We start from the raw sequence: 14242 nt of genomic DNA, 5'->3' as shown, positions 1-14242 counted from the left end.
CCGTGACCATCCCTCGCCAGAAGCTGCAGCTCAACGCGATCCGTCAGCCCAGCGCCGGGCACATCAACATCGGGCTGAACCGGTACTTCGGTGAGCAGTCGCACCGTTACGGCGAGCTCGAGTTCTGGGTGGAGCAGGCGAAGATCCTGGAACGCGGGAACTTCGAGGCACTGTTCATCGCCGACGTCCTCGGCGATTTCAACGTCTACAAGGGACGTCGGGACGAATCCCTCCGGACCGGCAACAACGTGCCCGGTGACGATCCGTTCCCCGCCGTCGCGGCGATGATCGCCGAGACCCGCAACCTCGGGTTCGTCGTGACCGGGTCCACCAGCTATGAGCTGCCCTACATCCTTGCCCGCCGCTTCACCACACTGGACCGGCTCTCGAAAGGCCGGATCGGTTGGAACATCGTCACCTCGGCGACGGATACCGCCGCACAGAACATCGGCCGGCCCAAGCAGCTCGACCACGACGAGCGGTACGACCTGGCTGACGAGTTCACCGAAGTGGCCTACAAGTTGTGGGAGTACAGCTGGCAGCCCGACGCGGTCGTGAACGACCGGTACGAGGGCCTCTACGTGGAGGCCTCCCGGGTGCACGAGATCGGGCACCGGGGCAAGTACTTCACGGTACCGGGGATCCATCACGCCGAGCCGTCCCCGCAGCGGACACCCGTCATCTACCAGGCAGGTACATCGGACAAGGGCCGCCAGTTCGCGGCGACCCACGCCGAGGGGGTGTTCCTCACCGCGCCCGCGCCGGAGTTCCTGCGGCCGATCGTCGAGGACGTCCGGGCCCGGGCCGCCGCGCTCGGCCGGGACCCGCGCTCGCTGCGGTTCCTCCCCGCGATCAACGTAGTGGTCGACGACACCGACGAGGCGGCGCGATACAAGTACGAGAAGTACCGCAAGTACGTCTACCCCGAAGGCGGGCTGTCGCGGTTCAGCTCCATGGTCGGGTACGACATCGGCCAGCTGACCCTGGACACCCCGCTCGAGTACGTCGAGGTACAGGGCTTCCGAGGGTTCATGGAGATTGTCACCAAGAGCGATCCGAACCGGGTCTGGACGCCGCGGGAGCTCGGTGAGTGGTTCGCCTACGGCGACCTGACCCCGATCTTCGTCGGCTCCCCGAAGACCGTCGTCGACGAGATCGAGCGGTGGGTCGAGGTCGCCGACATTGACGGGATCACGCTCGTCGACTATCCGCTGCCCGCGGTGTTCGAGGAGTTCGTCAACTTCGTCGTCCCCGAGCTACGCCGCCGGGGCCTGGTCTGGGACGGCTACGAGGGTTCCACGCTGCGGGAATACCACTACGGCGTCGGGCAGCAGCATGTGCGGCCCGACCACCCGGCCTCCCGCCACTCGTGGACCGTCGAGAGCACGCTGCCCACCGCTGCGGTCCCGGTACCGGAGCAGAACGGCGCGGCGCCCGCGGAACCCGATACCCAGTCGGTCACACCGTGACGACACGGAGCCGCGGACAATCCGGGGTCCGGCGAGCGGCCGTCCACCCCCCGCACCGACGCCGGCTGCCCGCGGTGGCAGCCGCCGACATCCAGGAGGAACAGCATGTCCAGTGATTCACCGGTCGCAGTCGTCACCGGCGGGGGACGCGGGATCGGCCGCGGTGTCAGCCGGTCCCTCGCGAAAGGCGGATTCCGGGTGGTCGTCGGCTACCACGCGGGTACGGCCGCTGCTGAGGAGACCGTCGCGGAGCTCAAGGAGCTCGGCACCGAGGCAGTCGCCGTCCGTGGCGACATCTCGCAGCACGGGGTGGCCGACGAGCTGGTCTCGGCAGCCGTCTCGAACTTCGGCAGGTTGGACGGGTGGGTCAACAACGCCGGCATCCTGATCACCAAGCCGCTGCTGGAACTGACCGAGCAGGACGCGGTCGACAGCTATCGGGTCAACTTCCTCGGCTCACTGTTCGGGGTACAGGCGGCGGCGCGGCACTTCACCGGGATCGGTGGCGGTGCGATCGTCAACGTGAACTCGGAGGCGGCGATCCGCGCTTGGCCGCTGTACGGCGCCTACTCGCCGAGCAAGTTCGCCCAGACCGGACTCAATCAGGTTGCTTCGCTCGAGCTCGGCCCGCTCGGGATCCGGGTGAACAGCGTCTCGCCGGGCATTGTGGAGACCGACCTGATCGCCGAGAAGTGGGCGACCGAGTCGCAGCTGACCGGTACGTCGGTCGACGAGATCCGCAGCGGTGTGCAGGCCCTCACCTCGTTGGGCACGCTGTCCACCCCGGACGACATCGGCGAGGCGGTGACCTGGTTGCTCAGCGACCGGGCGAAGAACATCAACGGTCAGAACCTGGTGGTGAACGGCGGCGGACCGACCCTGCACTGACCGCCACGTCGACACGGGGGTGCGGTCGCCGGAGGACGATCCGGGGCCGCACCTCCGCGAGACGGACGAGGGCCTGCAGGTCTGCGCGATGAGTGCCTCGTAAGCTCCATGGGTGTCTCCCGACCGCCGCCTGCTGCTCGTCCACGCCCACCCGGACGACGAGACCCTGACCACCGGCGGCACCATCGCCCGCTACGCCGCCGACCCCGGTACCGGGGTCACCGTGGTGACCTGCACGCTCGGCGAGGAGGGCGAGGTGATCGGGCCGGAGCTGGCCGAGCTCGCCCCCGACCGGGGCGACCAGCTGGGCGGTTACCGGATCCGCGAGCTGGAGACGGCGCTGGCCGCGCTCGGCGGGCCGGAGCACCGCTTCCTGGGCGGGGCCGGGCGCTGGCGGGACACCGGCATGGTGCTGGCCGGGCACGGCACCCGGGCCGCGCTGCCACCGGACCTGCACCCGCGGGCGTTCGCCGCCGCCGATCCGTTCGGCGCCCAGCTCGCCCAGCTGCTGGAGATCGTCGACGAGGTGCGGCCGCAGGTCCTGGTGTCCTACGCCGCCGACGGGACCTACGGCCATCCCGATCACGTCCGCGCGCACGAGCTGACGGTGGCCGCCGCGGCCGCCCGCCCGGACGTCGTCGCCAAGCTGTACTTCGCCGTCCGGTCGGCGGCGCTGCTGGAGGACGGCCTGGACCGGCTGCTGACGGCCTGCGGTGACACCGGCGGGACCGGGCTGCGCTGGCCGGAACCCGACGAGCACCCCGGCCACGACGCCGGTGCCGTGACCACCCGGATCGACGTCGGCAAGTACGACGCCGAGCGGATCGCCGCGATGCGCGCGCACGCCACCCAGATCGACGTCCGCACCGGGCCCGGCTGGACGGCGTTCGCGATGAGCAACGGGATCGTGCAGCCGCTGCTCGGGGTGGAGGAGTTCGTGCTGGCCGGGGCCGAATCCGGATGCGCGGAGACCGACCTGTTCGAGGGGGTGGCCCCTTGACCGTCCTGGCCCGGGCACCGCTCGCGGCGCTGCTGTTCGTCATCTCGGTGCTGCTGGTCGCGTTCCAGCTGATGTTCCAGATGCTCTACATCGGACCGGTCCCGGTGCCGATCGGCACCGTGATCGTGCTGGTGTCGCTGCCGTGGCTGGTGCACGCCACGGTGACTGAGATCTCCCCGACGACGGCCGGGGCCGCGGCCCCGGTTCTGGTGTGGTTCGCCTCCGTCCTGGTGCTGGGCATGTTCGGTCCCGGCGGCGACATCCTGCTCCCGGCGACCTGGCAGTCCCTGCTGCTGCTGGTGGCCGGGGCGGCGGCCGGGCTGATCGCGTTCCGCAGGGCCGTGGAGAACATCGCGGCAGCCGACTCCGGAAGGACCCTGCGATGAGCGGGATGACCGACCATCACCTGGTGACCGTGCTGCGCCCGTTCGTCCGGGCCACCCGGCCGGTGCTCGACGGGCTGCGGGAGTCGGACCCGTTCGGGCTGCGCTCCCGGGCGACGCCCGGCGCCACCGGTGCGGCGCCGGAGGAGCGGCGGCTGTCCGAGAAGATCCTGGACACGCTCGCGTCGGTGCAGGTCCCGGGCACGGCGGCCTGGGCCCGGATGGACGTCGACGGTCGCGCGCACTGGTGGATCTACCGGGTCGGCCGGTTCACCACGCTGATCGCGGCGATCCCCGGGCTCGGCGGTGCGCTGGCGCGGACGCTGCCGGTGTCCGACGCCGTCGGCGCCGCCGGCGAGGGCCTGCTGCTGGTCGCCATCGCCGGCGAGCACGGCGTCCGCGACGAGGACCGGCTGGTGGAGCTGCTCGCCTCCGTGCTGTTCCAGCGGGAGCTGACGGTCGCGGACCTGGCGCTCACCGCCGAGGAGGACGCGGCGGCCGACGCCCGGGCCCGCGAGCTCACCGGCGAGCTGGCCGGCTCCGGCACCCGGGCCACCCTGAAGAAGGTCGGCGGGGCGGTCTGGCGGCTCGGCCGCGCCCTCTGGTCGGTCGAGGACGAGCTCGACAAGCGCCCGCACGGGCGCTTCTACCACCAGTGGCTGGGGCTGCTGCCGGTCGTCGGGGCGGTCGGGAAGTACCTCGGCGAGTGGTCCGGACTGAAGCGGGCGGCCAAGCAGGGCCGCAGCTGGCTGGACCGGCACGGCCTCGCCGCGACCGGCTGAGCGGCGAGCCGCCGCCGGATCAGCCCGATCCGGGCACCAGGTAGTGGTACCGATGGTGCTCGGTCCACCCTTCGCCGGCGTACAGCGCGCGGCCTGCCGGATTGTCGACCGCGACGTCGAGCAGCGCGAACCGCGCGCCCCGCGCCGCGCCCCAGGCGAGCGCGTCGCGGGTGAGCCGGGTGCCGAGGCCGCGCCGGCGGAAGGGCTCGGCGACCTGCAGCCGCGCGACGTACACATGATCCTCGACGACGGCGGCGCGGATCGCCGCCGCCGGTACCCCGTCGTCGGTCTCGGCCATGCCGAACCCCACCTGCGGTGTCGCTCTGCTCTGCTCACCATGCGGCGGCGGGCCGGTCTGCCCGGCCGGCCCGCCCTCCTTGCTCTGCTCACCTCCTCCGTGCACCGGCCCGGCCGCGCCGGTCAGCACCGCCCAGGCCGGTGAGCCGTGGGACGGCGGCTCCTCACCGGACGCGGCCCACCACGCCGCCGACGGGATCGCCGGCCAGTCCGGTGCGCCGTCGGCGGCCCCGGCGGGTGCGACCAGCACCCGGCACTCCCCGCCCCATTCGGGCAGTACCCGCCATCCGGCGTCGAGCACCCGGTTCGACCAGGGCGAACCGGCCGGGGCCTGCACGACGGGGGCGATGCCGTGCCGGGTCGCGAACTCCCGGACCCGGTCCAGGGCCTGCTCCACCGGCACACCCGGGTCCGCCGGCGCGAGCGCGGAGTTCGCCCGTTTCGTGTACCCGCCCGCGGCGCGCAGCAGCCAGCCGCCGAGCTGTTCCCGCACCGGCGCAGGCCAGGCGTCGGCGCGGAGCCGTTCCAGGCGGGCCACGGCCGCGCGGGACGCCCGGCGCGGCGGGGCGGGCGGCACGGACCGGATCGCGACGACGGCGTCCCGCTCCACCCGGACCGGTCCGCCGCGGGTGTGCACGATCACCGCGTCCGGCCCGTCAGGGGCGAGCTCGCCGACCGCGTCGGTGAAGCGGGGGCCCTCCGCCCCGTCGCCGGCGATCCGGTGGCGCAGCGCCACCCGGCGTCCGAGGAACTTCTCCGGCATGGCGCCGACCACCTCACTCCTGCCCCTGCCGGGGTCGCGGGTTAACCTGCGGGAGTCCCAGTTTGACCGGGCCCCCCGCCACCACACGATCTCCGGGGGCCCGCGCCCCGAGTGGAGGACCACCGAAGTGACCTACGTGATCGCCGAGCCCTGCGTCGACCTGCTCGACAAGGCGTGTATCGAGGAATGCCCGGTGGACTGCATCTACGAGGGCGGCCGGATGCTCTACATCCACCCTGACGAGTGCGTCGACTGCGGTGCGTGCGAGCCGGTCTGCCCCGTGGAGGCCATCTACTACGAGGACGACGTGCCCGAGCAGTGGGCCGCCTACACCAAGGCGAACGTCGACTTCTTCGACGAGCTGGGCTCGCCCGGCGGTGCCTCCAAGGTCGGCAAGGTCGACCACGACGTGGAGCCCGCGAAGAGCCTGCCCCCGCAGGAACACGACGAGTGACCAGGCTGGACCTTCCCGACTTCCCGTGGGACTCGCTGGTCCCGGCGCGTGAGCGGGCCGGCGGGCACCCCGGCGGCATCGTCGACCTGTCCGTCGGCACCCCGGTCGACGGAGTCCCCGGGCTGCTGCGCGACGCGCTGGCCGGCCCGGCCGCCGCGGAGCCGGGCTACCCGACGACGCACGGCCCGGCTCCGCTGCGCGAGGCGATCGCGGCCTCGCTGCAGCGGCGCTTCGGGGTGACCGGCGTCGATCCGGCCGCCGTCCTGCCGACCATCGGTTCCAAGGAGCTGGTGGCCTGGCTGCCGACGTTGCTCGGGCTCGGGTCCGGCGACACCGTCGTGATCCCGGAGCTCGCGTACCCGACCTACGAGGTCGGGGCCCGGCTGGCGGGGGCCGAACACATCCGGTCGGACGGGCTGACCGCGGCCGGTCCGGCGCGGGTGGGGCTGGTGTGGCTGAACTCGCCGTCCAACCCGACCGGACGCATCCTGCCCGTCGAGCACCTGCGCAAGGTGGTCGCCTGGGCACGCGAGCGCGGCGCCGTCGTCGCGTCCGACGAGTGCTACCTCGGGCTGCCCGGCGACGCCGATCCCGCGCCACGGTCGGTGCTGCATCCCGACGTCTCGGACGGTGACCACACCGGCCTGCTGGCGGTGCACTCGCTGTCGAAGGTGTCGAACCTCGCCGGCTACCGGGCCGGGTTCGTGACCGGTGACCCGGCGCTCGTCTCGGGCCTGTTGGAGGTGCGCAAGCACGCCGGCATGATCGTTCCGCGGCCGGTGCAGGCGGCGCTGCAGGCCGCCGTGTCCGACGACGCCCACGTCGCCGAGCAGGCCGCCCGCTACGACGCCCGCCGGGCACGCCTGCGGGCCGGTCTGGAGAAGGCCGGTCTGCAGATCGTGCACTCCCAGGCCGGGCTGTACCTGTGGGCCACCGATGGTGAGCAGTGCAGGACGACCGTCGACCGGCTCGCCGGGCTCGGGATCCTGGTCGCGCCGGGCGAGTTCTACGGACCGGCCGGAGCGCGTCACGTCCGGGTCGCGCTGACCGCGCCGGACGAGCGGATCGACGCCGCCGTGGAGCGGCTCGGCGGCACCTGAGCCCGTCCACCGGTGTCCGCACGTCCCCGCTGGGGCGCCGCTGCGGGCCGGTGCGCCGGGTCCTGGTCCAGCGAGGCGAAGGAGCCTGATGTCGTCCCCGGCGAGCCCGTCGCCCGCGCTGCGAACGGTCCGGCCCGCGCTGGTCCTGCTCGGGGTGCTGGTGGTGGCGGTGAACCTGCGTGCCGCGCTGGCCGGCTATCCGCCGCTGCTGGAGACGATCCGGGCCGATCTCGGCGTCGGCTCCGGTGCGGCCGGCCTGGTCCAGGCCGGTTCGGTGCTGATGATGTCGGCCGGATCGTTCGGTGCGGCGGCGCTGACCGCCCGCATCGGGCGGGAGCGGCTGCTCGGGATCGCCGTGGCGACGATCGCGCTCGGCAGCGCGCTGCGGTCGGTCGCCGCGCTGCCCGCCCTCGTCGGCGGCAGCGTGCTGGTCGGGCTGGGGATCGGCATCGCCGGTGCCCAGTTGACCGGGGTGGTGAAGGAGCACCTCGCCGACCGGGCCGGTGCGGTGACCGGTGCCTACGTCGTCGCGATGATGGTGGGGGCGACGGTAGCGTCCGCGGTCGCGGTCCCGTTGGCGGTGCTGCTCGGCGGCTGGTCGCTCTCGCTGGCCCTGTGGACCGTCCCGGCGCTGCTGGCCCTCACCGTGTGGCTGCCGGTCGCCGCCCGGATCGGCCGGTCCCGGCCCGTGACCGCCGGTTCGGTGACCGCCGGTTCTGTGGCCGCCGGTTCGGCGACCGCCGGGTCCGGGCCGGTTTGTGCCGGTACGCCGGAGGTGCGCACCTGGCGGGACCCGTTCGCCCGCTGGACCGCCTGCTACCTCGCCGGTTCGTCGACCGCGTTCTACGGCTGGCTGACCTGGCTGTCGCCGTACTACGAGTCGCAGGGCTGGAGCCCGCAGGTGGCGGGGCTGCTCCTGGCGGTCTGGAGCGTCGCGCAGATTCCGGTCGCGCTGCTGGTGCCCGCCGCCGCGGAACGACGGCGGCGCTGGCGGTTCTGGGCCTCGCTGTCCGTGCTGAGCACCGTCGCCGGGACCGCCGGGGCCCTGCTGGCGCCGGCGCCGGAGACGGCCCTGCCGTGGCTGTGGACGGTGCTGATCGGCTTCGGCGTCGGGTCCGGTCTCCCGCTGGGGCTGACCGTGATCGCCTGGCGCACCCCGACCCCGGCCCGGAGCGCGGGGATCAGCGGGTTCGCGATGGGGATCGGCTACCTCGCGGCCGGCCTCGGCCCCCTGGTGATGGGCCTGCTCATCGACGTGGGCGGCTTCGGACCGGCCATCGGCCTGCTCGTCGCGGCCGGGCTGGTCCAGGGGATCGCCGTCGCCCGGATCGGCGATCGCCCGGCGTAGCGGAACGGTGCAGCTCAGAGCCGGTCGGCCCGCGCGGAGAGCGACTCCCACGCCTCCCACCAGCAGCCGCGGAGCTGCTCGGCGCGCGCCCGCTCACGTTCCACGAGCCGGCCACCGACGAAGACCTCGTGGGCATCGGGTGAGCTGCCCAGCTCGTCGAGCAGCACACGGATGCGGTGCTCGGCGACGCAGGCGTCCTGATGGTCGCCGAGGACCTCCTGCAGGCCCTCCGCGGCCTTGAGTATCTTCCGGACCCGCTTGGCGTCCGAGGTGCGCTTGCCCTTCGACGTGCGCATCGCCGGTTCGACGAGCTCGCCGGTGTAGCGCAGCCGCTTCGTCCGGATCCGCAGGTCGTGCAGGATCATGTCCGGCGGGTTCGGCCCGGCCCGGCGCACCGCCCTGGTCAGCTTGCGGGTCTCGGTCCGGACCAGGTCGATCAGCGCCGGTCGCGACCCGTCGTCGGGCGGCTCCGGCAGCGGCGCCGACACCGCCTCGACGAGACGGCGGCGCAGAGCGGCGTGCCGGTCGGCGTCGAGCTCGTCGAGCATCTCCGACCGCGCCCCGATCCGGTCGGCCTCCAGCACCGACACCAGGCGCTGCCCGGCGGCCTGCTCGGCGGGCGGCAGCGTCGCCACCGCACCGCGCAGCCGTTCGATCATCACGTCGAGATCACGGACGGGGCCCAGCGCCCGGCCGAGCCTGCCCAGCTCGGCACGCAGCTCGTCGGCCCAGACGCCGTCGAGGAGCGGCCGCGCGGACTTCAGCGCGGCGCGCATCCGCCGGACGGCGACCCGCATCTGGTGCAGCTCCTCGGGATCGGAGCCGTCCCGGACGCCCGGTTCGTGGTGCAGCATCGCGCGCAGTCGCTTGTCCAGCAGCGCCCGCACGTGGTTCACCGCCGGCCCCCCGGGGCCGGCCGCCAACGGCTCGCCGAGATCCGCGGCGCCGTACAGGTTCGAGGGAGGCTGCGGGGCCCCGTCCATGCTCACGGCCTAGTTGGCGTGCAGCGCGGCGTTGAGGGCGATGCCGTCGCCGGTGCGCGGCAGCGCCTCGACCGCACCGGTCACGGAGTTGCGGCGGAACAGCACCCCGTCCTGCCCGGACAGGGTGTGCGCGGCGGCCGTCGTCCCGTCGGGCAGCGTCACCTTCGTTCCGGCGGTGACGTAGAGGCCGGCCTCGACCACGCAGTCGTCGCCGAGCGAGATTCCGAGGCCCGCGTTGGCGCCGAGCAGGCAGCGCCGCCCGATCGAGATGACCTCCTTGCCGCCGCCGGACAGGGTGCCCATGACCGAGGCGGACCCGCCGAGGTCGGACCCGTCGCCGACGACGACGCCGGCCGAGATCCGCCCCTCCACCATCGAGGTGCCCAGGGTGCCGGCGTTGAAGTTGACGAACCCCTCGTGCATTACGGTCGTACCCTCGGCCAGGTGCGCTCCCAGCCGGACGCGGTCGGCGTCGCCGATGCGGACACCGGAGGGCACCACGTAGTCGACCATCCGCGGGAACTTGTCGACGTGGCTGACGGTCACCGGGCCGCGTGCCCGCAGCTTCGCGCGGGTCAGCTCGAAACCGGCGACCGGGCACGGTCCGTGGTTGGTCCAGACGACGTTGGCCAGGAGGCCGAACTGGCCCTCCAGGTTCACCTGGTGCGGCTGGACGAGACGGTGGCTGAGCAGGTGCAGGCGCAGGTACACGTCGGCGGCGTCGGCTGGAGCGTCGGCCAGCGACGCGATCTCGGTGCGGACGACCTCGGAGCGCACCCCGCGCAGCTCGTCGGAGGTGACGAGCGCGGCCAGATCGTCAGCGGGATCGGTCACCTCGGTCCCGGCGAGCGCCGGGGCCGGGTACCACACGTCCAGGACGGTGCCATTGGTCGTGACGGTGGCCAGGCCGGTGCCGGAAGCGCCTTCGCGGCGGTACTCGGTACTCACGGACCACGAACCTACCGGTCCGGTGACGGTCGCGGCGCGCCGCCGTGGGTGCGCCCGGCCACCCTCGTGCCCGCCACCTGAGCGCTCGCGATGCGGGCGGCCGCGTCGAGGTAGCGGTGGACCCGCTCGGCGGTGAACGGCGGCGGAACCGGCGGTGGGATCCGCCCGCACTGTTCGCACCGAGCCTGCAGCTGGATCCACCGCTCGATCGTGGGCGGCGGATCCGCCCACTGGTAGTCCTTCACCCGGACCTCCCAGACGCTGCGGCGGCGCATCACGTCACGCATCGTCCGATCCCGCCGGAACGTCTCCGGTGGCCGGGCGAAGCCGTAGCGGTCGGCCCACCACTCGCCGGGCTCCGGATCGAGGATGACGTCGAGATGGGACGGGAAACGCCGGCCTGCGCCGTCGCGGAGCTCGTCGCCGGGCGGATCCTCCATCGGCGTGACCCGCCGGTTCTCCTCGTCGACCGCGACCAGCCGGATGCCACCGACGGCGAGAATGGCCGCGAGCGTGGTGAGGGCGGGGACCAGCGACCGGCTCTCGATCCGGCCGATCGTGGCCGGTGACAGGCCCGTGCGCTCCGCCAGCTCCCGCTGGGAGAGATCGGCCCGGCGTCGCACCGCGCGCACGATCCCGGAGACGTCGGGCACCGCCCCGACCGGGGTGGGGGGTCGCGGATCCTCGGGTGGACGATCGTCGTCCGCCGGCCTGTTCATGCCTCGATCGTGAGCGGGATCCAGCCGGCCGGACCGGCGACCTCCGTGCCTGTGGATCGTTCGACCCCCTGTGGACAACTACCTGTCCGACCGCCGGTACGGGCGCGCCCTGCTGGGCGACACCGGACGGGAGGTGGGTGGGGGTGTGTCCCGCTTTGCTCTGCTCACCGGCCGGGGTCGGTGCGCGAGCGGAGCAGCGGCGCCCGGCCACCACCGAGCCGTCCGGCCGAGCCGGGAGGCGGGCGCCGGCCCGTGTCCGGGGCAGGTGGCGATGGGGCTGCGGCCTACGGCGGTGGCCCGCGGTACGCGGCAACGCGACGGGCACGGGCGGGAGCCCCGGCAGGGCTCCGGGCCGGTGTGGAGCCGGCGGAAACCCGAGGTGAGCAGAGCAAAGCGACACACGGGGTCCCCACCACCCCGGGCCCCGGCCGCCGGTCCGGCCCGCTCCACGGACGCCTTCGGGTCCGGAGCGCGGTCGGCGGCGGGGGACCGCCGCGGGGTCGGTACCGTCGTCGCGGTGACGAGCACGATCCCCGCCCTGGACCTGACTGCCGATCCGGTCGCGCTGACCGCGGCGATGGTCGACGTCGCGAGCGTGTCCGGCGAGGAACGGCAGCTCGCCGACCTGCTCGAGCGGGCCCTGCGGGACCAGGCCCCGCACCTGGACGTGCTGCGGTCCGGGAACGCGGTCCTGGCTCGCACCCGGCTCGGGCGGCCGCACCGGGTGCTGCTCGCGGGCCACCTCGACACGGTGCCGATCACGGACAACGTGCCGTCCCGGCGGTCCGGCGGGATCGTGCACGGCTGCGGCACCTCGGACATGAAGGCAGGCGACGCCGTCTTCGCCCATCTCGCGGCGACGTTGCCCGAGCCGCGGCACGACGTCACCTACGTCTTCTACGACTGCGAGGAGATCGAGGCCGAGCGCAACGGGCTCGGCCGGATCGAGCGGGAGCACCGCGAGTGGCTCGACGCCGATCTCGCGATCCTCGGCGAGCCGACCGACGGCGCGCTGGAGGCCGGATGCCAGGGCACGCTGCGGGTCGAACTCCGCACCGGCGGCCGGCGCGCACATTCGGCGCGCTCCTGGCTCGGTGACAACGCGATCCACCGGGCCGGGGAGATCCTCTCCCGGCTGGCGTCGTACCAGGCCCGCGACGTCGACATCGACGGCTGCCGGTACCGCGAGGGCCTGCAGGCCGTCCGGATCTCCGGCGGGGTCGCGGGCAACGTCGTCCCCGACGAATGCACCGTCACCGTGAACTTCCGGTTCGCGCCCGACCGGTCCGCGGACCAGGCCGTCGAGCACGTCCGTGAGGTGTTCGACGGCTTCCCGCTGACCGTCACCGATCTCTCGCCGGGTGCGCTGCCGGGACTGTCGGCGCCGGCCGCAGCCGAATTCGTCGAGGTCAGTGGCGCCGTGCCGCGTGCGAAGTACGGCTGGACCGACGTGTCGCGCTTCGCCGCGCTGGGGATCCCGGCCGTCAACTACGGCCCGGGCGACCCGAACCTCGCGCACACCCGCGACGAGCACGTCGCCGAGGCCGCGATCACGGCCTGCACGGGCGTGCTGCGACGGTATCTCGCGCCCTGAGCCATCCGGCCGATCGGCCGTCCGGACCCCGGAATACCGTGCTCCGCATGGCCGACCAGAACGCCGACCCCCAGAGGCTGCCGGAGAAGCAGCGCGGCCCCGTGGTGCTCCGCCGCAGCCGCAGCATCGAGCCCACGACCACCGACCAGCGGCTGCTCGACTCGCGGGGCCCGGCGGACTGGGTGCACACCGACCCGTGGCGGGTGCTGCGGATCCAGGCCGAGTTCGTCGAGGGCTTCGGCATGCTCGCCGAGCTGCCGCGCGCCGCGACCGTGTTCGGTTCGGCGCGGACGCCGCCCGGCTCGGCCGAGTACGAGCTGGGACGCGAGCTCGGCGCCCGGCTCGCAGGAGCCGGGTTCGCGGTGATCACCGGGGGCGGACCGGGTGCGATGGAGGCCGCCAACCGCGGGGCCTCCGAGGCCGGCGGGCTGTCGGTCGGCCTGGGGATCGAGCTGCCTTTCGAGCAAGGCCTCAACCCCTGGGTCGATCTCGGGATCAACTTCCGCTACTTCTTCGCGCGCAAGACGATGTTCGTGAAGTACTCGCAGGCGTTCGTCTGCCTGCCCGGCGGGTTCGGCACCCTGGACGAGCTGTTCGAGGCCCTCGTGCTGGTCCAGACGAAGAAGGTCACGAAGTTCCCGGTCGTCCTGCTCGGCACCGAGTACTGGGGCGGCCTCTACGACTGGATCGCGACGACCGTCCAGCGTGACGGCAAGATCTCGCCGCGGGATCTCGACCTGCTGCACGTCACCGACGACATCGACGACGCCGTCGACGTGGTGAACGAGGCGTACCACGCCTGGGAGGAGACGCACTGATGGACGGCGGCGAACGGGGCTTCGCGGTCTGCGTCTACTGCGCCAGCTCGGACGGCGTCGCCGCACACCACCTCGATCTCGCCGAGGCCGTCGGCCGCGGCATCGCGGCGCGGGGCTGGACGCTGGTCTCCGGGGGCGGCCGGAAGTCGATGATGGGCGCGGTCGCGGCCGGTGCGCGCGCCGCAGGCGGTCGCACCGTCGGGATCATCCCGCGGTCGATGGTCGAGCGGGAGTGGGCCGACCACGACAGCGACGAGCTCGTCATCACCGGCAGCATGCGAGAACGCAAGCAGCTGATGGAGGAACGATCCGACGCATTCCTCGCGCTGCCCGGCGGCATCGGTACCTGTGAGGAGCTGTTCGAGGTGTGGTCCTCGGCGGTCCTTGAACTGCACGGCAAGCCCGTCGTACTGCTCGACCCGGGTGGGCACTGGGACGGACTGCTCACCTGGGTCGCCGGTCTCGCCGCGGGCGGCTTCACCTCGTCGGCGCCGATGGAGCGGTTGCGGGTCGTGCGTGGTGGCGGCGGATCCGGCGCGGCCCCGGGATCGGCGGCCGTCGCGGTGTCCGTGGCCGATCCGGTCGAAGAGGCGCTCGCGGCCTGCGCCCGTCCCGTCAGCTAGCCGTTCGGCCGCCCGGCGCCCGGCGGCGAACGGCCCAGCGGGGCGGGATGTCGGTATCGCCGGCACGTGATGA

15 protein-coding genes are annotated in these 14242 nt (G+C 73.4%); 11 read left to right on the top strand and 4 right to left on the bottom strand.

Annotated elements, in window-relative coordinates; all coding sequences use genetic code 11:
• Nucleotides 1-2 precede the first annotated feature (2 nt).
• The 5 genes from ABZ881_RS09470 (at nt 3) to ABZ881_RS09450 (ending at nt 4522) form a co-directional block, all read left to right on the top strand.
• Complete coding sequence (locus ABZ881_RS09470; protein ID WP_358483243.1) at nt 3-1469, top strand: LLM class flavin-dependent oxidoreductase; 1467 nt, start codon at nt 3-5, stop codon at nt 1467-1469.
• 105 nt (nt 1470-1574) lie between these two features.
• A complete protein-coding gene (locus ABZ881_RS09465) occupies nt 1575-2357 on the top strand; it encodes an SDR family oxidoreductase (protein ID WP_358483241.1) in 783 nt (260 codons plus the stop codon).
• Nucleotides 2358-2469: 112 nt separating this feature from the next.
• Nucleotides 2470-3357 carry an N-acetyl-1-D-myo-inositol-2-amino-2-deoxy-alpha-D-glucopyranoside deacetylase gene (gene mshB, locus ABZ881_RS09460; RefSeq protein ID WP_358483240.1) on the top strand — a complete coding sequence of 296 codons (888 nt, stop codon included), beginning with the start codon at nt 2470-2472 and terminating at the stop codon, nt 3355-3357.
• Nucleotides 3354-3743, top strand: a complete 390-nt coding sequence (locus tag ABZ881_RS09455; RefSeq protein WP_344026433.1) for a hypothetical protein — start codon at nt 3354-3356, stop codon at nt 3741-3743. Before mshB ends, ABZ881_RS09455 begins: the two co-directional genes overlap by 4 nt.
• Entirely contained in the window at nt 3740-4522 is a 783-nt protein-coding gene (locus ABZ881_RS09450) for a hypothetical protein (RefSeq protein WP_344026430.1), read from the top strand. The genes ABZ881_RS09455 and ABZ881_RS09450 overlap by 4 nt, the downstream gene beginning before the upstream one ends.
• A gap of 19 nt (nt 4523-4541) precedes the next feature.
• Here the strand turns inward: ABZ881_RS09450 and ABZ881_RS09445 are convergent, their stop codons facing one another.
• Nucleotides 4542-5582 carry a GNAT family N-acetyltransferase gene (locus ABZ881_RS09445; protein ID WP_358483238.1) on the bottom strand — a complete coding sequence of 347 codons (1041 nt, stop codon included), beginning with the start codon at nt 5580-5582 and terminating at the stop codon, nt 4542-4544.
• Nucleotides 5583-5709: 127 nt separating this feature from the next.
• Between ABZ881_RS09445 and fdxA the strand changes: the two genes are divergently transcribed.
• From fdxA to ABZ881_RS09430, 3 genes are all read left to right on the top strand, one after another.
• A complete protein-coding gene (fdxA, locus tag ABZ881_RS09440) occupies nt 5710-6036 on the top strand; it encodes a ferredoxin (protein WP_344026424.1) in 327 nt (108 codons plus the stop codon).
• Complete coding sequence (gene dapC, locus ABZ881_RS09435; protein ID WP_358483236.1) at nt 6033-7136, top strand: succinyldiaminopimelate transaminase; 1104 nt, start codon at nt 6033-6035, stop codon at nt 7134-7136. Before fdxA ends, dapC begins: the two co-directional genes overlap by 4 nt.
• Nucleotides 7137-7224: 88 nt before the next feature.
• Entirely contained in the window at nt 7225-8484 is a 1260-nt protein-coding gene (locus tag ABZ881_RS09430; RefSeq protein ID WP_358483234.1) for an MFS transporter, read from the top strand.
• Nucleotides 8485-8498: 14 nt separating this feature from the next.
• Here ABZ881_RS09430 and ABZ881_RS09425 read toward each other — a convergent pair whose 3' ends face one another.
• From ABZ881_RS09425 to ABZ881_RS09415, 3 genes are read right to left on the bottom strand one after another with little or no spacing between them, the layout of a single operon-like run.
• A complete protein-coding gene (locus tag ABZ881_RS09425; protein ID WP_358483233.1) occupies nt 8499-9467 on the bottom strand; it encodes a CHAD domain-containing protein in 969 nt (322 codons plus the stop codon).
• A gap of 9 nt (nt 9468-9476) precedes the next feature.
• Entirely contained in the window at nt 9477-10415 is a 939-nt protein-coding gene (dapD, locus tag ABZ881_RS09420) for a 2,3,4,5-tetrahydropyridine-2,6-dicarboxylate N-succinyltransferase (protein ID WP_358483231.1), read from the bottom strand.
• A gap of 11 nt (nt 10416-10426) precedes the next feature.
• Nucleotides 10427-11134, bottom strand: a complete 708-nt coding sequence (locus ABZ881_RS09415; protein ID WP_358483229.1) for a helix-turn-helix transcriptional regulator — start codon at nt 11132-11134, stop codon at nt 10427-10429.
• A gap of 529 nt (nt 11135-11663) precedes the next feature.
• Here ABZ881_RS09415 and dapE point away from each other — a divergent pair.
• From dapE to ABZ881_RS09400, 3 genes are read left to right on the top strand one after another with little or no spacing between them, the layout of a single operon-like run.
• Nucleotides 11664-12728 (top strand): succinyl-diaminopimelate desuccinylase, encoded by a 1065-nt coding sequence (gene dapE, locus ABZ881_RS09410; protein ID WP_358483569.1) that lies wholly within the window; start codon nt 11664-11666, stop codon nt 12726-12728.
• Nucleotides 12729-12775: 47 nt separating this feature from the next.
• Nucleotides 12776-13546 carry a TIGR00730 family Rossman fold protein gene (locus ABZ881_RS09405; protein WP_344026410.1) on the top strand — a complete coding sequence of 257 codons (771 nt, stop codon included), beginning with the start codon at nt 12776-12778 and terminating at the stop codon, nt 13544-13546.
• Nucleotides 13546-14169, top strand: a complete 624-nt coding sequence (locus tag ABZ881_RS09400; RefSeq protein ID WP_358483226.1) for a TIGR00730 family Rossman fold protein — start codon at nt 13546-13548, stop codon at nt 14167-14169. Before ABZ881_RS09405 ends, ABZ881_RS09400 begins: the two co-directional genes overlap by 1 nt.
• The last annotated feature ends 73 nt before the right edge of the window (nt 14170-14242 follow it).

It is taken from the genome of Pseudonocardia sp. NPDC046786, from assembly GCF_040645415.1.
GTDB lineage: Bacteria > Actinomycetota > Actinomycetes > Mycobacteriales > Pseudonocardiaceae > Pseudonocardia > Pseudonocardia kongjuensis.
Note: the sequence above shows the minus strand (reverse complement) of the source record. Positions and strands in the feature narration are given on the sequence as shown.